The sequence below is a fragment of the Actinobacillus lignieresii genome (assembly GCF_900444945.1).
GTDB lineage: Bacteria > Pseudomonadota > Gammaproteobacteria > Enterobacterales > Pasteurellaceae > Actinobacillus > Actinobacillus lignieresii.
The window spans coordinates 1,269,075-1,290,357 of the sequence record NZ_UFRM01000001.1 but is presented as its reverse complement, the minus strand read 5'-3'; the positions used below and the strand labels follow the sequence as shown (position 1 = coordinate 1,290,357).

At 41.6% G+C, this 21,283-nt stretch carries 18 protein-coding genes and 1 pseudogene; 9 read left to right on the top strand and 10 right to left on the bottom strand.

The genetic code is table 11. From position 1 onward, the window contains the following. Positions 1 to 8: 8 nt before the first annotated feature. Positions 9 to 1,559 carry an anthranilate synthase component 1 gene (locus DY200_RS05845; protein WP_115587273.1) on the bottom strand — a complete coding sequence of 517 codons (1,551 nt, stop codon included), beginning with the start codon at positions 1,557 to 1,559 and terminating at the stop codon, positions 9 to 11. 158 nt (positions 1,560 to 1,717) lie between these two features. Here DY200_RS05845 and DY200_RS05840 point away from each other — a divergent pair, with 158 nt between their 5' ends. The 6 genes and pseudogenes from DY200_RS05840 (at position 1,718) to DY200_RS05815 (ending at position 6,873) form a co-directional block, all read left to right on the top strand. Next, positions 1,718 to 2,614 (top strand): Dyp-type peroxidase, encoded by an 897-nt coding sequence (locus DY200_RS05840; protein ID WP_115587271.1) that lies wholly within the window; start codon positions 1,718 to 1,720, stop codon positions 2,612 to 2,614. Positions 2,615 to 2,716: 102 nt separating this feature from the next. After that, positions 2,717 to 2,947 carry a hypothetical protein gene (locus DY200_RS05835; RefSeq protein WP_115587270.1) on the top strand — a complete coding sequence of 77 codons (231 nt, stop codon included), beginning with the start codon at positions 2,717 to 2,719 and terminating at the stop codon, positions 2,945 to 2,947. Positions 2,948 to 3,144: 197 nt separating this feature from the next. Continuing rightward, complete coding sequence (locus tag DY200_RS05830) at positions 3,145 to 3,762, top strand: L-threonylcarbamoyladenylate synthase (protein WP_005598073.1); 618 nt, start codon at positions 3,145 to 3,147, stop codon at positions 3,760 to 3,762. 78 nt (positions 3,763 to 3,840) lie between these two features. Next, entirely contained in the window at positions 3,841 to 4,914 is a 1,074-nt protein-coding gene (gene rluB, locus DY200_RS05825) for a 23S rRNA pseudouridine(2605) synthase RluB (protein ID WP_115587268.1), read from the top strand. 132 nt (positions 4,915 to 5,046) lie between these two features. Continuing rightward, positions 5,047 to 5,928: pseudogene (locus DY200_RS10860) on the top strand (Slam-dependent surface lipoprotein). 156 nt (positions 5,929 to 6,084) lie between these two features. Further along, on the top strand, positions 6,085 to 6,873 hold the full coding sequence (locus tag DY200_RS05815; protein WP_115587264.1) for a Slam-dependent surface lipoprotein: 789 nt from the start codon (positions 6,085 to 6,087) through the stop codon (positions 6,871 to 6,873). Between the two features lie 99 nt (positions 6,874 to 6,972). Here the strand turns inward: DY200_RS05815 and DY200_RS05810 are convergent, their stop codons facing one another. Then, positions 6,973 to 7,902 (bottom strand): LysR family transcriptional regulator, encoded by a 930-nt coding sequence (locus DY200_RS05810; protein ID WP_115587262.1) that lies wholly within the window; start codon positions 7,900 to 7,902, stop codon positions 6,973 to 6,975. 225 nt (positions 7,903 to 8,127) lie between these two features. On the opposite strand from DY200_RS05810, the gene DY200_RS05805 reads away from it, so the two are divergent. The 3 genes from DY200_RS05805 (at position 8,128) to DY200_RS05795 (ending at position 13,764) form a co-directional block, all read left to right on the top strand. After that, positions 8,128 to 9,588 carry a DASS family sodium-coupled anion symporter gene (locus DY200_RS05805; protein ID WP_115587260.1) on the top strand — a complete coding sequence of 487 codons (1,461 nt, stop codon included), beginning with the start codon at positions 8,128 to 8,130 and terminating at the stop codon, positions 9,586 to 9,588. Positions 9,589 to 9,818: 230 nt separating this feature from the next. Next, complete coding sequence (gene metE / locus DY200_RS05800; RefSeq protein WP_115587258.1) at positions 9,819 to 12,092, top strand: 5-methyltetrahydropteroyltriglutamate--homocysteine S-methyltransferase; 2,274 nt, start codon at positions 9,819 to 9,821, stop codon at positions 12,090 to 12,092. 157 nt (positions 12,093 to 12,249) lie between these two features. Beyond that, the gene (locus tag DY200_RS05795) at positions 12,250 to 13,764 is read left to right on the top strand and encodes a M16 family metallopeptidase (protein ID WP_115587256.1); all 1,515 of its coding nucleotides are present in this window, start codon (positions 12,250 to 12,252) and stop codon (positions 13,762 to 13,764) included. A gap of 39 nt (positions 13,765 to 13,803) precedes the next feature. Here the strand turns inward: DY200_RS05795 and ruvC are convergent, their stop codons facing one another. From ruvC to DY200_RS05755, 8 genes are all read right to left on the bottom strand, one after another. Continuing rightward, a complete protein-coding gene (gene ruvC, locus DY200_RS05790) occupies positions 13,804 to 14,382 on the bottom strand; it encodes a crossover junction endodeoxyribonuclease RuvC (RefSeq protein ID WP_005615497.1) in 579 nt (192 codons plus the stop codon). A gap of 83 nt (positions 14,383 to 14,465) precedes the next feature. Continuing rightward, positions 14,466 to 14,990, bottom strand: a complete 525-nt coding sequence (locus DY200_RS05785; RefSeq protein ID WP_005612583.1) for an ACP-like domain-containing protein — start codon at positions 14,988 to 14,990, stop codon at positions 14,466 to 14,468. Between the two features lie 134 nt (positions 14,991 to 15,124). Then, positions 15,125 to 15,865, bottom strand: a complete 741-nt coding sequence (locus tag DY200_RS05780) for a YebC/PmpR family DNA-binding transcriptional regulator (protein WP_005601643.1) — start codon at positions 15,863 to 15,865, stop codon at positions 15,125 to 15,127. Between the two features lie 216 nt (positions 15,866 to 16,081). Continuing rightward, on the bottom strand, positions 16,082 to 16,519 hold the full coding sequence (gene nudB, locus DY200_RS05775) for a dihydroneopterin triphosphate diphosphatase (protein ID WP_115587255.1): 438 nt from the start codon (positions 16,517 to 16,519) through the stop codon (positions 16,082 to 16,084). A gap of 33 nt (positions 16,520 to 16,552) precedes the next feature. Continuing rightward, entirely contained in the window at positions 16,553 to 18,328 is a 1,776-nt protein-coding gene (gene aspS / locus DY200_RS05770) for an aspartate--tRNA ligase (RefSeq protein WP_115587254.1), read from the bottom strand. A gap of 172 nt (positions 18,329 to 18,500) precedes the next feature. Beyond that, complete coding sequence (locus DY200_RS05765) at positions 18,501 to 18,950, bottom strand: DUF302 domain-containing protein (protein ID WP_115587253.1); 450 nt, start codon at positions 18,948 to 18,950, stop codon at positions 18,501 to 18,503. A 104-nt stretch (positions 18,951 to 19,054) separates the two neighbouring features. After that, complete coding sequence (locus DY200_RS05760; protein ID WP_115587252.1) at positions 19,055 to 19,651, bottom strand: anthranilate synthase component II; 597 nt, start codon at positions 19,649 to 19,651, stop codon at positions 19,055 to 19,057. Beyond that, on the bottom strand, positions 19,623 to 21,257 hold the full coding sequence (locus DY200_RS05755) for a DNA recombination protein RmuC (RefSeq protein WP_115587251.1): 1,635 nt from the start codon (positions 21,255 to 21,257) through the stop codon (positions 19,623 to 19,625). Before DY200_RS05755 ends, DY200_RS05760 begins: the two co-directional genes overlap by 29 nt. Between the last annotated feature and the right edge of the window lie 26 nt (positions 21,258 to 21,283).

Below are 21,283 nucleotides of genomic sequence, written 5' to 3'. Positions count from 1 at the left end.
ATCCGTCCTTATTTGGTATTAACTTGTGCGATTGCTTTTAATACGGCTTTCGCTTTGTGACGCGTTTCATCCGCTTCCGATTGCGGATCTGAATCCAATACTTCGCCGCAACCGGCTTGTACATAAGCGATGCCGTTTTGCACGAATGCAGAACGAATCACAATGCAGGTATCTAAATCGCCGTGCGAAGTTAAGTAACCGACCGCACCACCGTAGCTATGGCGTTTTTGTTGCTCTACTTGGTAGATTAATTGCATCGCTTTAATTTTTGGCGCACCGGTTAATGTACCCATATTCATACACGCCTGGTAAGCGTGTAACGCATCTAAATCGCTACGCAATGTGCCGACTACACGAGAGACAAGGTGCATAATTTGTGAATAGCGATCGATTTGCATCAGATCCACCACTTTACGTGTACCGGCTTGGCAGACTCGTGCGACATCATTACGAGCCAGATCGACTAACATTAAATGTTCTGCCAATTCTTTTTGATCTAAACGTAATTCCAATTCCAAACGTGAATCCAATTCCGGATCGATATTGCCATTAGCATCAAAGCCACGCGGACGAGAGCCGGCAATCGGATAGATTTCTAATTGACGAGTAGCTTGCGAATATTTCAAGGCACTTTCGGGCGATGCACCGAATAAAGTAAAGTTTTCGCCTTGCATAAAGAACATATACGGGCTTGGATTATTCATTTTAAGCTGGCGATAAGCGGCTAAAATATTTGGACAAGGCAAACTAAAACGGCGTGAAGGTACAATTTGGAATACATCGCCGATATGAATATGATGTTTGAGTTTTTGAACGATCTGTTTAAAGTCTTCATCTTCAATATTAGTTTTTACTTCACCACTTGCCGCTTGAATCGGTAAACGTAATTCACAAGGCTGATATTTTGCAAGAATTTGGCTAAATTCGACCGCTTGTTGCTGTAAGCGGCTTTGCTGTGTTTCATCAAAACAGAAAGTGTGCAATACCGATTCCTGTTTTTGGTGATCAATAAACACTAATTGTTCGGCAAGATAGAAGCTGTAATCGTGGCAACGTAAGCCGTCATCTTGTAGTTGAATACCATCCATCGGAATAAAATGGGCGACCAAATCGTAGCTAAATAAACCGCCTAAATAGATTGGATCCGCTTTATCGGCAAAAAGTTGGCTCACACAACGTAAACCGTCAAACACGGCGCTGGTTTTAAGTTTACTGTCTTCATCTAAATTTTGGGCAATGGGTGGAAAGGTTGCCGACAAGCGGTTAAATTCCGTTGAAACTTTGCAATTGGGTGCCAGAGATAATTGCTCCAGTACAGTTTGAAGATGAGGAAGTATGGCTTTACCGTTTTCAGTTAACGCCTCAAAAGTGACGGTTTGAGCATCACAATAAATATGTAATGCGGATTGAGCAAACAATAAACTTTTTAGACTGTTTTTACTGTGGATTTCTGCTGAATCCAATAACAACGTATGTGGTTTATTATCACATAAGTGATAAAACGCTACGGTTGTATCTTCATAATAGGGAAGTTGTGTTTGCTGAGTATGGAGATTCATTTCACGATTCCTTGTTTAAATTATTTATGTACTATTAAACTAGTATGATTTCAATAAGTCAAGCACATTTTTTAAATGTGCAAGATTTGACTAAAACGACAGATTTTATTTATTTGCTTTTGTACAATAACCATTATTTTTTACTTACGGGATATATTATGGCAACTCCACAATCAGGCATTACATTAACCCATCGCAAATCAGGCATTTTTATTGAAGCGAATGTGTTAAATATTGAAGCCTTTCGTTCTAGCGTTCATACCATTCAGAATCAATTTCAAGAAATTCAACAGCAGTTTGCAACAGAGGCATTAGGGCTTACCCTTGCTTTCGGTAAAACGCTTTGGAGCCAGTTAAAATCTAATTCTGCTGCTGAATTGAAGGATTTTGTCGCACTAGGCAAAGCGGAACGAGAGTATGCACCGGCAACCCAACGTGATTTTTTAGTGCATATCCAATCTAATCGTCCGGATATTAATTTTTCTATCGCTTTAATGGTGGTGGAACAATTAAAAGCGGTGGCGGAAATTGCGGAGGAAACCCACGGTTTTCGTTGGGTGGAAGAACGTGATTTAACCGGTTTTATTGATGGTACCGAAAATCCGCAAACCGATGAAAAATTGCGTGAAGTCGCTTTAATTGAAGAGGGTGAAGATGCCGGTGGTAGTTATGTCTTGAGCCAACGTTATGTTCATCAATTAGCAAAATGGCATAAGATGAACACGGAGCGTCAAGAGCAGGTGATCGGCAGAACAAAAGCAGATAGCGTTGAGCTTGATGATGTGCCGGAAAATTCTCACGTAGGACGTGTGGATTTAAAAGAAAACGGCGAAGGTCTAAAAATTCTACGCCATAGTTTACCGTATGGCTTAGCAAGTGGTGAGCATGGTCTATATTTCATTGCTTTTGCAAAACGTTTACATAATATCGACCAACAGCTTAAAAGTATGTTTGGCGAATTAGACGGCAAAACCGACCGCTTGTTAGGCTTTACTAAGCCGGTTTCCGGTAGTTATTATTTTGCACCGTCGCTAGAGCAATTAGCGGCACTTTAATAAATGGAATTTTTGCGATCTAAGTCGTAAAAATGGAGCTAACTTGCTGTTTAGCATATATTTTTATTTTAGGCTTATATCCTCTGATAAACGGAGGAGTAAATGTTCAATATATTTAAGAAACCCTTTAATAAAGATAGTCTGGATGCTTGGTGTAAGATATTAGATGATATCGGTAAGGTTGAGATTTTAGCAATTCCTGTTGTACTATATAGCCCGAACGGCTTGTTTTATAAATTATTTAATAGCACTGTGCTTTTATTTTCAATGTATATATGTTTATTTATGGCAGATTTTATACGTAAAAATAAAGAGAATTTGATGGAGGAATAAACAATGGGATTATCAATCGGACTTGTTATCGTTGCCGTGCTTTTATCTACATTTGCTTTTTTTATTGTACGTAGTGTTAAAAAATCTCATCTATAGTGTTCTTTTACGAGATGATTTCTATAACGCACAATTACTTTAGAGAATATAAGAATGTTGGTGTATAATGCACCAACATTTTTTTCGAAGGATATTACGCTATGAGCCAATTTTTTTATATTCATCCTGATAACCCTCAGGCACGTTTGATTAATCAAGCGGTAGAAATTATTAAAAATGGTGGCGTTATTATTTATCCGACAGATTCAGGTTATGCTTTAGGCTGTGCAATCGGTGAAAAACACGCAATGGATCGCATTGTTGCGATTCGTAAATTACCTGAAAATCACAATTTTACCTTGGTATGTAGTGATTTGTCAGAGCTTTCCACTTACGCATTAGTCACTAATCAATCTTATCGCTTAATCAAAAATAACACCCCAAATCCTTACACCTTTATTTTACCGGCAACTAAAGACGTACCGCGTAGATTAATGACCAAACGTAAGACGATAGGGATTCGTGTACCGGATAATGCGATCGCGTTGGCATTAATTGCAGCGTTAGGCGAGCCAATTTTATCGTGTTCGCTAATGTTACCTGATACGGAAATTACCGAATCGGATCCGGATGAAATTCGAGAACATTTGGAACATCGTGTGGATTTAATTATTCACGGCGGTTATTTAGGTCAAGAGCCGACAACCGTGATTGATTTAACCGAAGAGAGTCCTCGAATTATTCGTGAAGGATCGGGCGATATTACGCCTTTTAACTAATTGTATTTTTCCGCTTGTGTATCAGCGGAGAAATCCATATTTCAGACGCTCGTGAGAGCGACAATTTAAGGAATTTTAATGACAACATTTCAAAAAAAACAAACCGATAAACGTTCACCGCTTTTTAAACATTCGCAAAGCGAAAAGCGTTTTGACAAACGTAGCGAAGATAAGCGTACATCATCTAAAAAATTTGATGAACAATCGGAAAGACGTATTCGTCCAACATCTAAACCATTAGTAAAAAAATCCGTAAAACTGACCGCTTCTGTGGCTGAAACAGCAGAGAAAAAAACGAAAGTAGCTGGTGAAAAATTACAGAAAATTCTAGCACGTGCCGGTCAAGGATCTCGTCGTGAATTGGAAGAGATTATTGCGGCAGGACGTGTGAGCGTTGATGGTAAAATCGCCAGCTTAGGCGATCGTGTGCAAGTCAGCAGTGCGACTAAAATTCGTATTGACGGTAATTTAATCAGCTTAATTCCGGCACAAAAAGAAATTTGTCGCGTATTGATGTATTACAAACCGGAAGGTGAATTATGTACTCGTTCAGATCCGGAAGGTCGTGCAACCGTATTTGATCGCTTACCTCGTTTAACCGGAGCACGTTGGATTGCGGTTGGTCGTTTAGATATTAATACTTCGGGTTTATTACTGTTTACTACGGACGGCGAGTTAGCGAATCGTTTAATGCACCCGAGCCGTGAAGTCGAGCGTGAATATTCCGTGCGAGTGTTCGGTAATATTGATGAAGCGATGTTACAACGTTTACGCAAAGGCGTGCAGTTGGAAGACGGCCCGGCAAACTTTAAGCAAATTAAAACGGTTGGCGGTACGGGGTTAAATCAGTGGTTTGACGTAACTTTAACCGAAGGACGTAACCGTGAAGTGCGCCGTTTATGGGAATCGCAAGGTGTTGAAGTTAGCCGCTTAATTCGTATTCGTTACGGTAATATCAAATTGGAAAAAGGTTTACCGCGCGGCGGTTGGGAAGAAATGGGCTTAGAGCAAGTAAATTATTTGCGTGAGCTTGTCGGCCTACCGGCGGAAACCGAAACCAAAGTGGATGTAACGAAAAATCGTCGTCGTACTAATATCCGCCAAATTCGTAAGGCGGTAAAACAGCATTCTAAATACAGAACGAAAGCGTAAAACAAACCTAGATAAGCCAATATGAGAAATATTGGCTTTTTTATCTTTACATAATAATTGTAAATTTTGTTCATTTATTTAAAGTTGTTTGTGTATAATTCTCTCACCTATAATATCTATGAGGAGTTTTATATGAAAAACATAACAAAATTTGCAGTAACTTTATTAGCCGGATTGGTTATTACCGCTTGTGGCAGTAAGAACCATTCTATTGATATTAAACCTAAATCCGATAAACCTAAACAGGAGCAGCCTAAATAGCAACCTCCTAAACAGGAACAGCCGAAGCAAGATCAACCGAAACAGGATCAGCCTAAGCAGGAACAACCAAAGCAAGACCAACCTAAACAAGATCAGCCTAAAGATAAAACAAGCGGTGGCGTTTTTATCGTTGAAGGAGCTTCAAAAAATAAACCGCAACTAACGAAAGCGAAATTAAGCGATCCGAGTTTAACGACAATCAAGGTTGATGACATTACTATTACATTAACGGATGCAACGGAAGCTAAAGGTAATTGGAAAGTATCGAAAGACGGCGGCTTAAAAGTATGCTGCGATAAGTACGACTCGGTTCGTTTTGGCGTATATGATGGCAAAGTCGATAAAGATTATGCATTTTATAATGGTAATGTAACGACGGAAATGCCGACGTCCGGTAAATTTACTTATACCGGTGATGCTTATTTATTAGCAGCGGGAGATCCTGATAAATCATTCGGTTCTTCAAAATTCGAAGCTGATTTTTCTACCAAAAAATTAACCGGTACTTTAACGTTTGACAAACTAAGCGGTCATAATAGTGTTAATGTTGATGGTACGATTTCCGGTAATGGATTTGCCGGTACCGCTAAATCCGAGCGATTTAAAAATATTGATGCTTTCGTTGAAGGTAAGTTCTACGGCGAAAAAGCTAAAGAACTGGCAGGAGCATTCGATAGTGCCAAGGAAAAAGGTGCCAAACTCGGCGATAAAAGCTGGGGCGGCGTATTTGGGGCTAAACAAATACAAAAGTAATATATTGATTTAATGTGTAGGGCGGTAGATTTTGCATAAATTATAGCAAATACTACCGCTTTTTACTCAATAAAATTATTTTTTATCAGTGAAATGTAATTTACATTATTTTTTTAGATTGTTCATTTTTGTATAAAAGTATATCAGGAGGTGTTTATGCAGAAAATTGCAAAACTAGGTTTGAGTATATTAGTCGGGTTGGTTTTAAGTGCTTGTGGAAGCGGTGGCGGTAATTCATCAAATACTGCTAAGAATCCGCCGATAGCAGATAATACTCCTAAGACGAATAATCCGTCTCAATCAAATAATATTCCTTCGACTTCCGATACGGGAGCCGCTCTTATTCTTGCTAATCAAGATGATAATGTAGTAGAAAAACGAGTGGAAATTAATGACCCAAGCACATCTACTCTAAATGTAGATGGAAAAGCGATTCGCGTAAGTTATAAGAATTCAGGAATTTATGCCGGTACTTGGTTAAATATAAATGGTTTACACGCTTGTTGTGATAAATACAGTGCGGTACGTTTCGGTATTGTTAAAGATGGTGAGAAAGGGTATATGTTCTATAACGGCTCTCCGACTAAATCTATGCCGACAAGCGGTACGGCAACTTATAACGGCTATGCACTTGTTACGGGTAATTCCGCTCAATTTAAAGACAAAGATTGGTTGGATGGGACATCAAAGTTTGATGCTGATTTCGGTACGAAAAAGTTAAACGGTACATTAAATGTTGATACGCTTGATGCAGTGAATATAGCTGCAGATATTTCCGGAAATAGCTTTGCAGGTACAGCAAATTCGGCAGGCTTCTCAACTCAAGCAAAAGTAGAAGGTAAGTTCTATGGCGATAATGCGAAAGAACTTGGCGGTATGTTTAAAGATAATTCCAAAATCGGTGATGATAAAGCTTGGGGCGGCGTATTTGGAGCGAGCCAATAATTAATTGGATAAGCGGTCCGATTTTATTATTTTTTCACGATAAATATTGTAAATAATGATAGAAATCAGACCGCCTGTTTTTTTAGATATTTATCATCACTATTCTTCTAACACCATCAATCCCAGAAGCGTAGCGAAACTTTGCGATTTAACCGTATTATGGAAATCATTAAGATAAGCGTAATGTTGATCCGATTCTCTGAATGCCCCGTAAAGATTACTGTATAACCCTTGTTGAGTAATTTTCTTGGCAACCACATAGCCTCGATCCAAATAAGGTTTCACCGCCCAATACGGTAAGGTCGCAATCCCTCTTTTACTCGCAACTAACTGAATAATCGCAATGGTTAATTCGCTGGTTCTGCGTGTAGGCATAATCCCCGCAGGACGCAGCACTTTACGCAGTAAATCCAACATATCGTCCGGTACTGGATAAGTAATCCAGGTTTCGTCAATAAAATCTTCCGCTTGCCAAATATCTTTATCGGCTAAAGGATGATCTTTGGCACAAATCCCGACCATTTCATAAGAGAAAAGCGGACGATACACAATACCCTCCGTTTCTTCCGCTTCGGCAACAACCGCCCAATCCGCTCGATGCGTTAAGAGTAACCCGACAGTATCGGTATGGAAGCCGGATACAATATCCAGCTCTACTAAAGGCCAACTTTGACGGAAAGTATCCATTGCCGGCATCAGCCAGTCAAAGCAAGTATGACATTCGACCGCAATACGTAATTCTCCCGCTTCCCCTTGTTTAACACGGGCAAGATCGAGTTCGGCTTCTACAATCTTAGGCAAAATATCATGCGCCAGCTTCACCAGCCGATCTCCAGCGGGCGTAAAGCGTAGCGGCTGGGTTTTACGCTCAAATAAGGTCAGTTCATATTGATCTTCCAATAATTTAAGTTGATGAGAGAGCGCGGATTGTGTGAGATGTACGCGTTTTGCGGCAAGAGAAACGCTGCCGCTTTCTTTTAAAGCGACCAGTGTTTTTAAGTGGCGTAGTTCAAGAAAAATCGGTTTCATGTAAATAATTCATTATAAAAAGAAAGATGATGAAAGATATTATAGATAAATGCTTGGTATGCCAAGACTAAAAATGAAAATAATCATGGGTTCGGCGTTTTTGATACTTTTTTTTACGTTATAAAAAAATAATGTTTAATTAATATCAAAATATGATGTGTTTTTTTGCAATATCTAATGGAAATTATCGTTAGACTATAATCCGTTTTAGTTAGGAGAAAAATTATGTCGGCAGATCAAAAAGCACCTCCGGTCGAGGTTAAATTAGGCTTTAATTGGCAAGGATTACTGATTTCCGTTGTAGTTGGCGTTGGTATCGTCTTAATTCCGACCCCGGAAGGGTTGAGTGAAAGAGCATGGGGAATGTTGGCTTTATTCGTTGCAACGATTGTGGCGATTATTGCAAAAGCAATGCCTATGGGTGCGGCTACTTTAGTCGCATTAGTGATTAGCGGTGTTACCGAATTAACTCCGATTAAAGCGGGTAAAGACGAAGTGGCGATGTTATCCGGTTTTTCCAATGCAACGATTTGGTTAATCGGGATTGCAATGTTTTTATCGCAAGCGGTAATTAAAACGGGGCTGGGTAAGCGTATCGCACTTTATTTCGTTTCTCGCTTCGGTAAGAGAATGATGGGCGTGGCTTACGGTATTGCGCTTGCCGATTTGGTTATCGGTCCGGGAATTCCGTCTGCTTCGGCTCGCGGCGGCGGTATTATGTATCCGATTATGAAATCGATTGCCGAAGCATACGATTCTAAACCGGGTCCGACGGCAAAACGTGCCGGCGCGTTTTTGGCTTTAGCGGTATCGCAAATCGATACGATTGTTTGTACGATGTTTTTAACCGCTATGGCGGGTAACCCGCTGATTGCCGAACTTGCACGCGGTCAAGGGGTAGAGATTTCATGGATTACTTGGTTTATCGGCGCATTGGTGCCGGGTATCGTTTGTTTAATCGTGCTGCCGTATTTACTCTATTTGATTTATCCGCCCGAATTAAAAGACACGCCTAAAATGGCAGAAATGGCGCGTCAAGAGTTACAAAATATGGGCAAAATGAGTAAAGCGGAATGGATCTTAGCGTTAGACTTCGTGTTATTACTCTTCCTTTGGACGGTCGGTGATCTTGCATTCGGCATTCCGGCGACCGTATCCGCTTTTATCGGTTTAGTAATTTTACTTCTTTCTAATATTATGAACTGGCAAAATATCATCTCCGAGAAATCGGCTTGGGATACGATGTTCTGGTTTGCGGTGTTAGTAATGATGGCGAATGCGTTAAACAAATACGGCGCGATTACTTGGATTTCCTCTCATATCTCACAATCAGTCGGGGGGTTGGATTGGCCGATGGCATTTGGTATTTTGGTACTGGTTTACTTCTATACGCGCTATTTCTTCGCTTCGGCAATGGCGCATATTTCCGCTATGTATCTTGCTTTCCTTGCGGCGGCAATTGCGGTCGGAACACCGCCGATGTTAGCGGCAATCGGCTTAGGCTATACTTCGACTTTATCAATGAGCTTAACCCAATATGCCGGCGGTCCGGGACCTGCATTATTCGGATCCGGTTATAACACGACGGGACAATGGTGGGGCGTCAGCTTCATTATTTCGGTCGCTTCGTTAGTGATTTGGTTTACCGTTGGTGGCGCTTGGATGAAGTTACTCGGTTGGTGGTAATCGATATTTTAAGATGTGATAAATGATTTAAGCGGTCAAATTTGTATAAAAAAATGCAAATTTGACCGCTTGTTTTTTTATATAGATAAGAATTTATTTATTAATATGTTTCATAATTAAATTGAAAATTATGAAGTTGCATAATATTGATGGTTCTTGCATTATTTTGATATCGACTTAGCTCATTGCATAGTTAAGTCATCCGAATCAGAACATTGCAGGAGTACAATATGACTACATTACATATCTTAGGTTTCCCACGTGTAGGGGCAAAACGTGAATTAAAATTTGCACAAGAGCGCTACTGGCGTAAAGAATTAGCCGAACAAGATTTATTAGATTTGGCAAAAGTGTTACGGGAGAAAAATTGGCAGCATCAAGCGGATGCCAATGCGGATTTCGTTACGGTAGGGGATTTCACTTTTTACGATCACATTTTAGATCTACAAGTGGCTACCGGTGCGATACCGGCTCGTTTCGGTTTTGACAGCCAAAGTTTGACCCTTGATCAATATTTCCAATTAGCACGCGGTAATAAAGAGCAGTTTGCGATTGAAATGACCAAATGGTTTGATACTAACTATCACTATCTTGTACCGGAATTTCAGAAACACACGCAATTTAAGGCGAATCCGGCACATTATGTAAATCAAATTCGTGAAGCGAAAGCTGCCGGACATCAAGTTAAACCGGTGATTGTCGGTCCGCTAACATTTTTATGGCTAGGTAAAGAAAAAGGCGAAGCCTTTAACCGCTTTGATTTACTCAAGCAACTTGTGCCGGTTTATTTTGAGATTTTAACCGCTCTAGCCGCTGAAGGTGTGGAATGGATTCAAATTGACGAACCGGCATTGGCATTAGATTTACCTCAAGAATGGCTTGCGGCTTATCAAGACGTTTACGCTCAGTTAGCTAAAGTGAATGCGAAGATCTTATTAGCCACTTATTTTGGCTCGGTGGCGGAACACGCCGATTTATTAAAAGCGTTGCCGGTAGCCGGTTTACACCTTGATCTGGTTCGTGCGCCGGATCAACTCAGTGCATTTGAAGATTATCCGAAAGTGCTTTCTGCCGGTGTGATTGACGGGCGTAATATTTGGCGAGCGAATTTAAACTGTGTATTGGATGTGTTGGAGCCGTTAAAAGCGAAATTTCATCAGCGTTTATGGATTGCACCGAGTTGTTCGCTATTGCATACACCTTATGACCTAGCGGTAGAAACGCAATTACAGCAAACTAACCCTGAATTATATCGCTGGTTAGCTTTTACTTTACAAAAAGTAGCAGAGCTGAAGGTTTTAAAACAGGCGCTAAATGTAGGGCGAGGAGAAGTCGTAGAGCAACTCAATGACAGCCAAACAGCCGCAGATGCACGAGCGAACAGTAAAGTGATTCATAAAGCGGAAGTCGCACAACGTTTAGCTAACTTACCGACAAATGCGGATAAGCGCCAGTCACCGTTTGCCGAGCGAATTAAATTGCAAAATAAATGGCTAAATTTACCGCTTCTTCCGACTACCAATATCGGTTCTTTCCCGCAAACATTGGAAATTCGTCACGCCCGTGCCGCATTTAAAAAAGGTGAACTCTCGCTTGCCGATTATGAAGCGGCAATGAAAAAGGAAATTGAATTTGTGGTACGTAAGCAGGAAGAACTGGATTTAGACGTACTGGTACACGGCGAAGCGGAACGTAACGATATGGTGGAGTATTTCGGTGAGTTACTGGACGGTTTTGCCTTCACTAAATTCGGTTGGGTACAAAGCTACGGTTCTCGCTGTGTCAAACCGCCGGTGATTTATGGTGATGTCACACGCCCTGAACCGATGACGGTACGTTGGTCGCAATATGCTCAAAGCCTGACCGATAAAGTGATGAAAGGCATGCTAACCGGTCCGGTGACGATTTTACAATGGTCGTTTGTGCGTAACGATATTCCGCGTTCCACGGTATGTAAGCAAATTGGCGTGGCACTTTCTGACGAAGTATTGGATCTGGAAAAAGCCGGTATTAAAGTAATTCAGATTGACGAACCTGCGATTCGAGAAGGCTTACCGCTTAAACGTGCGGATTGGGATGCCTATTTACAATGGGCGGGAGAAGCGTTCCGTTTAAGTTATATGGGCGTAAAAGATGATACTCAGATTCACACTCACATGTGTTATTCGGAATTTAACGATATCTTACCGGCGATAGCAGGGCTTGATGCGGATGTGATCACGATTGAAACTTCACGCTCTGATATGGAATTACTCACAGCGTTTGCCGATTTCAAATATCCGAATGATATCGGCCCAGGCGTTTACGACATTCACAGCCCTCGTGTGCCGACCGACGGCGAAATCGAGCATTTATTACGTAAAGCATTGAAGGTAATTCCGAAAGAACGTTTATGGGTGAATCCGGATTGCGGCTTAAAAACGCGCGGTTGGAAAGAAACTATTGAACAATTACAAGTGATGGTTGAAGTAACGAAAAAATTACGTGCGGAATTAGCCGAATAACTCGACAAAATCGCATTTAATTTTTCATAAAAGCAAGCGGTTTAATTTGCAAAAAAATAGGCAAATTAGACCGCTTGCGACAATTATTTGTTAGAATATCGCTACTTATTTCCCTCTTATTTCGAGCTAAGAGGATTTTCTATTTAGGAAAATAACCATGCGTATTATTTTAACTTCTTTAGTGCTGTTTGCCGCTTCAACGACAAGTTATGCGGAAAAAAGCGAACCGATTCAAGGGCAACTTGAAAACGGTTTACGATATACCTTACTCCCGTTACATTCGGAAAAAGGACGAATTGAAATCCGAATGAAAGTCAATGCCGGAGCGATTGACGAAACCGATACGCAGTTAGGCGCAACCAATGTACTTAAGCATTTGGTGTTACGCGGCACTAACGCTCACCCCAACGGTTTAACGCCGTATTTGCATGAACAAAAATGGAAACAAGAAAAAAATTATCATATCGAGACCGGTTATGATCATACCACCTACCATATGATTCCGCCTTCAACCTCCAATCTGGATAAAAGTCTCTATTTGTTGGAGCAAATGTTATTCCAAGCGAAGCTAACCCAAGAAGACTTGGATGACGAGCGTAAGCATATCTTGGAAGAGTGGCGACAAGCGCAGAGTGTCGGTAGCTTAATGAATCAGAAACGTATTGCGGCGGTACGTGCGGACTCCCGTTATGCCGACAGAGCGATTATCGGCACGGCGGAAAATCTCCAAAATTTACCGGCGACGGAATTACAGCAGTTTTATCAAACGTGGTACACACCGAATAATATGCAATTGCTGGTGGTTGGCGATATCGAGCCGGAAGCGGCGCAACAACAAATTCAGCAACGCTTCTCGAGTTTTACAGCTAAAGAAATGCCGAAAAGAGATTATTTAGAGCCGAAATTATCCGAAGGATTAGCGATTAATAAACTCCAAGATGCGCGTAGTAGTGTCAGCCAAGTCGCATATATTTTCCGTTTTGACGAAATGAAACATCGAGTGCGTACTAATGAAGCGCGCTACGAGCGTTTAATTGATCGTTTGGCACTAGCGTTATTGTCGCAACGGTTACAGGATCAATCCGCCGCTTTGCCTAAAGGCGTGTCCGCTATAACGGTACGTAAATCCGATATCGGTAGAAATACCGCCGCATTAGGTTGGTTTGCGACGGTTGCATCAACGCAACATGAGTTAGGCTTAAAACAAATTTTTAGCGAAATAGAGCATCTCAAAGGTTCGCCTATTACCGAAGAGGAACTGACCAAACAAAAAGAAGCGGTTCAAATTCAGATAGAAAATGCTAAAAAAGATGAAAACGATCGAGATTTCCAACAGTGGTTACAAATCATGTCGGAAAGCGTATTAGCGGATAAGCCGTATTTAACGCAGAAGAAATTGGCGGAATTATTGGAACCGATGCTGAAAAAAGTCTCGGCTAAAGAAGTAAATGAAAGAATCCAACAATGGATTGGCAGCAAAGATCGTTTAATCAATTACCAACCGCCACGAAAAGTGCAGATAAAACCAATTACATTAGAAACAGTGAATAAGTTGCAAGCGGAAGCGGAACAAACAGAGCTAGCAAAGACAGAAGCGGAGAAAACGGAAGTGGAAAAAGCAGAAGTAGAAAAAACGGAAGCGATTCAGCCGGCTACCGAAAAAAATCCTTAGAGCGGAAAGAGTAATCAAGCGATTGATTACTCTTTATTTTTACCCTTTTAAACGGAATCGTCCCCGACTGTAACGAGTTTTCATCAAAGCGAGGATTTGTTCTTTGTCGCTACCGACTTTTTGGTCGCTCTGCTTCGCAACGATTAAGGAATGTTGGATCGAGTGAGCGTGCGTAATCGCAATCGCAAGTGCATCGGCGGCATCGGCTTGCGGTTTGGAAGAAAGTTGAAGCATTCGAGTGACCATATCCTGCACTTGGATTTTATCCGCCGAGCCTATACCGGTGACGGTTTGTTTCACTAAACGAGCGGCGTATTCAAACACCGGTAAGTCGTGATTTACCGCCGCGACAATCGCTGTACCGCGAGCTTGCCCGAGTTTTAAGGCGGAATCGGCGTTTTTCGCCATAAACACCTGTTCAATTGCAAACATATCGGGGTGGAATTGGGTAATGATTTCGGTTACGCCCGCATAAATGCGTTTTAAGCGAGTCGGTAAATCATCGACGGAAGTGCGAATAGCACCGCTTCCTAAATATTCTAAATGGCGTCCGGTTTGGCGAATTACGCCATAACCGGTAACCCGTGAACCGGGGTCAATTCCTAAAATAATCGGCATAGCTTGTCCAATGAATGAAAACAAGCGGGCGGATTTGCAAAAAATTTTACAAATCCGCCCGCTTATCTAAACGAATCAATCTGTTATTTATTTAATTTTGCGGTTGCAGTTTGATTAACTTCGCAGTTTTTTGCAAGGATTTCATCCGCATTTTTACCTTTTTTGAATAACATTCCCGCTTCGGTTTTGTTAAAAGTTGAAAGTGAGAAAGTTTCATCTAAGTTCCATACGTGCGTTTTCGATGCGAATGAAGCGAAGTCTTTATTTTTCTCGTCACGCATTAACTCTTTTACCGCTACATCGTTCACGGTTAAAGTTAAACCGGTTGCTTTCTCGCCCTCAAAATCATAGGTGGCAACCACGGTTTTGCTGTTTTGGCATTGGTAAACAACCGTTTTAGATGAGGCAGTTAATTTATTTTTTACCGTATTCACCGTATTTGAAACGCCGTTAGATACGGCGGAAGCACCGTCTTTTACCGCGTTTGCTGTAGCCGAAGCGGCATTTGATACGCCTTCGCCGACCGTTGAAGCTACATCATTAGCGGTTGAACAAGCGGCTAAAAGTGCGGCGAAAGATAATGAAGAGATAAGTTTAATTCCTTTCATTTTTTATTCCTTACAATTAAAAAAAGCAAACACACACGTTTTTCAACGCTTTCATTAGAGAAACAAAAGCCAACATTAGTTCAATAAGTTACTAAAAAATAAGCCAACCGAAAGGTTGGCTTAAGGGCAAGAAATTAGAGAAGGGCTGCAACTTCGTCGCTGATTTCGCCGTTGTGATAAACGTTTTGTACGTCGTCACAATCTTCAAGGCGGTTAATTAAATCAAGTAATTTCGGTGCGGTTTCCGCATCAAGTTCAACCGTAGTTGATGGGATCATAGTGACTTCCGCTTCTTGGATTTTAAAGCCCGCCGCTTCAATACCGTCACGTACGCTACCTAAATCTTCCCAAGCGGTATAGATTTCAAACGAACCGTCTTCTTGCGGTTGAATATCGTCTGCACCCGCTTCAATCGCTGCTTCGGTTAGTGCGTCTTCATCGCCTGAAGCAATTAAAATTAAGCCTTTTTTGCTGAATAAGTAACCGACAGAACCTTCGGTACCTAAGTTACCGCCGCATTTAGTGAAACTTGGACGAACTTGTGAAATGGTACGGTTCGCGTTATCGCTTAAACATTCAACCATTACCGCCGTACCGCCCGGACCGTAGCCTTCGTAGATTTTCGTTTCCATATTGGTGTCATCGCCGCCGCCTACGCCACGCTCGATCGCACGGTTGATCGTATCACGCGTCATATTGTTTGATAACGCTTTATCTACTGCAGAACGTAAACGAGGGTTCGCAGAAACGTCGCCGCCGCCGATTTTTGCCGCAGTAACTAATTCACGAATTAATTTAGTAAAAATTTTACCGCGTTGTGCATCTTGTGCCGCTTTACGGTGTTTAATGTTAGCCCACTTACTATGACCTGCCATTCTGTTGTTTCCTTTATATTTGATTTGTGAAAATTTGCCCTCTCCCCTTGTGGGAGAGGGAAAGATTGAAGCCTCGTTTAGAGGCGGAAATCAGGGAGAGGGGAAGCGATCAGTTTTTGTAAGAAATGTACGAACTTAGACCGCTAGTTTTCCCTCTCTCTGTCTGCTCGCTATACGCTTCACAGACTGTCTCTCTCCCACAAGGGGAGAGAATGGTTATTTCTTTAAATATTTTGCAATCGCCGCCGCATTATTCGGTGATTTTGTTAGCCGGACGGCTTCTTCAACGCTTACCCATTTAAATGCTAAATGCTCACTTAATCTCGGCTGTTGTTCTTGCGTTAAAGCAAGTAAAAACCAATGTTCCGAGCAATGTGTCACATCAGGCGCGTATTTATACCGAAAATGCGGAAAAATCTCAAATTCTACCGATTCGTTGCAATCCGTTAGCGTAAGTTTTTCCGCCAAAATATCGATGCCGGTTTCTTCTTTCACTTCACGAATTGCCGTTTCAAACGGCCGTTCGTTCGACTCAAGCGAGCCGGTCACCGATTGCCAAAATTCGGGATCGTCTTGGCGTTGTAGCATTAAGACCCGTCCCGAATTTTGCGCATAAATCACAACTAAAACGGAGTTTGGATTTTTGTATTTCATTTGCAAAAAATCAGCGATTTTTGGCCGCTTATATTATTCCGCTTTCTCTTTTTTCACGACCGCAATACCAAGCTCTTCCAACGCTTGCGGGTTTGCAAAACTTGGTGCTTCGGTCATTAAACACGCCGCTGCGGTAGTTTTCGGGAATGCGATGACATCACGGATGTTTTCCGTACCGGTAATAAGCATAGTTAAACGGTCTAAACCGAATGCAAGACCGGCGTGCGGAGGCGTACCGAATTTCAATGCGTCTAATAAGAAACCGAATTTTTCTTGTTGATCTTGTTCGTTAATGCCGAGGATACCGAATACGGTTTGTTGCATTTTCGGATCGTAAATACGTACCGAACCGCCGCCTACTTCATAGCCGTTGATAACCATATCGTAAGCATTCGCAACCGCATTCACCGGATTTGCCTCTAATTCTTCCGGCGTTAAACCTTTCGGAGAAGTGAACGGGTGGTGCATTGCAGAAAGATTGCCTTCATCGTCTTTTTCAAACATTGGGAAGTCGATTACCCAAAGCGGTTTCCAAGCTGAAAGATCGGTTAATGCTAAATCACGACCGACTTTCAGACGTAAAGCACCCATTGAGTCGGTAACGACTTGCCATTTATCCGCACCGAAGAATAGGATGTCGCCGCTGGTTGCGTTAGTACGCTCGATTAACGCTTTGAAAACCTCTTCGTTTAAGAATTTTGCGACCGGGCTTTGGATGCCTTCCATACCGGCATTCACATCATTGATTTTTGCCCATGCTAAGCCTTTTGCACCGTAAATACCGACAAATTGGGTATATTCGTCAATTTGTTTGCGGGTAAGGCTTGCACCGTTCGGCACACGAAGCACGGTTACACGACCGTCTGCCGAATTTGCCGGCTCGTTAAATACTTTAAACTCAACGTCTTTTAAAATGTCCGCCATGTCCACTAATTCTAATGGGTTACGTAAATCCGGCTTATCAGAACCGAAACGCTGCATCGCTTCCTGCCACGTCATGATTGGGAATTTGCCTAAATCTACGTTTAAGCGATCCAACCATAAGCCGTGAATCATATTTTCCATTAATTCACGCACTTCTTCAGCGGTTAAGAATGAGGTTTCCACATCGATTTGGGTAAATTCCGGCTGACGATCGGCACGTAAATCTTCATCACGGAAACATTTTACGATTTGATAGTAACGGTCAAAACCTGACATCATTAGCAACTGTTTGAACAGCTGCGGTGATTGCGGTAGAGCATAGAATTTACCGTTGTGTACACGGCTTGGTACTAAATAGTCACGGGCACCTTCCGGTGTTGCTTTGGTTAGCATTGGTGTTTCGATATCAAGGAAACCGTTGTCGTCCATATAGCGGCGTACGAAGCTGGTGATTTTCGCACGTGTTTTGAGTTTTTCCGCCATTTCCGGACGGCGTAAGTCAAGATAGCGATATTTTAAACGTTGTTCTTCAGTATTGTTTTGGTTGAAATCCAGCGGTAAAACTTCCGAGTTGTTATACACAACGACGTTTTTCACTAATACTTCGATTTCACCGGTCGCCATCTCTTTGTTGATTTGCGATTCGTCACGGGCAATCACTTCACCTTGAATTTGCACACAGGCTTCCGAACGTAGGCTTGAAGCGATTTTGAAAATCGCTTCGTCTTTCTCGTCAAAGAAAACTTGCACGATACCTTCACGGTCACGGATTTGCATAAAAATAAAACGACCGAGGTTACGCACACGGTGAACCCAACCGCTTAATGTTACGGTTTGACTAACGTGCGAGCGGTTTAAAGCACCGCAGTAATGAGAACGCATCATAAAAATATCCTTAAGATTTAAAAATAGGTTTTCCGCTGTGAGAAATGCGGAGACGAAATCTTTGAAATTATAGCGGAAAATTGGCAGGAATTGGAGATAAAAACAAATAAAGCGGTCGATTTTGTAACAAAATTTACTAAAAAAATGACCGCTTATTTATCAAGAGGAAAAGTTATTTGGCAACGGTGGCTTCAATTAATTTTTCAGCTTTCGCTAAACTGTTTTCTACCGCTGAATAAGGGGTATTTGAATGGGCGACGACTTGTTCCGCCTTATGCAACATCACTTCCACTTTGCCTTTGGTCGGCTCCGTGATTAATACTTTTAACGGTAATTGCAATGCGAGAGTCGGATCTTTTATCATTAACGGCGTACCGGCTTTCGGCGTACCGTAAACAATCACGGTTGCCGGTTGCATTTCAAGACCGGCGGCTTTCGCAGCGGCTTGATGATCGATTTTGGTAAAAATCATCATGCCTTTATTTTTAAAGCCGGTTTCCAATGTTTCCACGGTTTTCTGAAAATCGAATTTACTTTCAAAAACCGTCGGTTTTAAATTAGTTTCGGCGTTCGCCAAACCGCTTGCCAGTAGCGAGACAAGAGCAAATGTTTTTAGCTTCATTCTATTAATCCTCAAGTAAAATGGATGGTGGTTAGACAGCCGGTTAGTGATGTCCTTACAATAAAGCAAAGATATTTGTTAATTTAATGTGAATAGAAATTCTTTTAATAATCAATTTGCAGCCAGTTTCGTAGCATCTGTTCGCCATATTCGGTAATAAAAGATTCGGGGTGGAATTGCACACCGTAAATCGGTAAATGCTGATGTTTAAATGCCATCAAAACATTTTGATCGCAAACCGCCGTAGCAACAAGCGGTGTGTTTTCCAATGATTTTTGCGAAATTGCCCACGAATGATATAAGCCGATGTTAAAACGCTCGGGTAAACCGTCAAAAATCGGGTTGTCGCTAATTTGGATCAAAGGACGTTGTTGTCCGTGTCTGACTTCATTCAAGTTGTATAGCTCGCCGCCAAAAAATTCACACAGCGTCTGATGACCTAAACACACGCCCAAAATCGATTTAGTCTGCTGAAAACGTTCCAACATTTCAAAGGTTTTCGGATAAGCTCTTGGTACATCCGGACCGGGTGAAATCAGAATATGGCTAAAGTTTTCCACCTTATCAAGCACTAATTGTTCTACTAAAACCACTTTCATCGGCACGCCAATTTTGCGTAGCAGATCAACCAGATTGAAAGTAAACGAATCGTGGTTATCGATAATTAATAAATTAGTGGCTTTCTTCATTGTTTGCTGCATTGCTATCTTCAATCTTTTCTGCAATTAGTGTGAGTTTATTGGTATCAAAATCATTGGTGAGCATCTCAACCGCCGGCATCGTTTGGCTCGCTTTGGCGGAAAGTTGCTGGAAGCGTTCCACCTTGCCGACTAAGCCTTGGCGTCCGACTAATGAGGTTACCGTCTGATTATATTGGTTATTTACCGTATTGAGCGTATTGCCCAATTTTGCCAAACGGTCGGCAACGCTACACACTTGATTATAAATTTCGCTTGCTTTTTCACTGATTTCACGCGCTTCGGCATTACCTCGCTCAATTCGCCATAAATTTGCAACGGTGCGTAAAATCGGCATTAAAGTGGTGTAAGAAACTAAAATCACATTACGTTCATAGCCGTAATTAAATAACTGCGGATCGTGTTTCATCGCTTCAATATAAGCCGGCTCAATCGGTACGAACATCAACACGAAATCCGGACTTTTCACTCCTTGTAAACTGCTGTAATTCTTTTTCGATAAGCCGTCAATATGCGTGCGGAGTGATTTGCAATGCTCGTCTAACGCTTGGGCAATTGCAAAATTTTCTTCGGATCTGACCGCTTGATCGTAAGCCAGCAACGATACTTTACTATCAATAATTAAGTGTTTTTGATCGGGTAAATGTACCACAAAGTCTGGTGCAAAGCGTTTGCCTTCCTGATCTCGGAAACTTTCTTGAGCCACATAATGCTCGCAGGCTAATAATCCAGCCGCTTGTAGTGCCGATTCAAGCTGTACTTCGCCCCAATTACCGGCGATTTTATTGTTGCCTTTAAGCGCGTTGGTGAGGTTTTGTGCCTCTTCCGACATCGACACACCGATTTGTAGCACCCTTTTCAGTTCGGCTTCTAAACTTGCCGTGCCTTTTAGCGACTCGCTATGCACTTCATTTACTCGTTTTTGGAAGCCCTCAATTTGTTCTTTAAACGGTTTTAACAGGGCATCTAACGAAGATTGATTGCTCGCGGTAAAACTTTTGGTTTTTTCTTCCAAAATTTGCTGTGCCAAATGTTGAAACTCAACATTAAGCTGTTGTTTTACCTCGATAAAATTGCGTTGTTGCGCTTCAAAATTTGCTTGTTTTTCTGAGAGTGAGGTACGCAATTCGGTTAATTCATTTTGCGTTTGGCTAAGTTGAGCCGAAAGCGATTGGCTTTCACGTTCTTTATGCGAAAGTACATTTTGATTAAATTGTAATTGTTCTTCTAAACTTTCCGACTTGGCTTGGAATGCACCGATACGCTCTTTAAGCTCATTGATATAGCGTTCTAATTGTTGTTCTTGCTGTTCCGCTTCTTCAATTTTGCCGTGCAAGCGGTTAATTTGCGCTTCTTTTTCGCTAATTCGTTCAATACCCGCTTGGGCTTGTGTTTTATACTGAATTGCCCATTGTTCGATCTGACTTTTTTCAGCAGAAAGTTGCTCAAATTTTTGGTTAATTTGAGCGAGATCGGCTTGTGCTTTGGCCAAATCTTGCGAAAGTTCAAACGCATCACGTTGGTAGCGTGATTGCAGAAAAAACAGAAAAACGGCGATAACCAGTAGCACGGCAATCGCCACATAAAACCATATTTCGTCAATAATCATAAAGGTAAACCTGAATCTAATAGAAA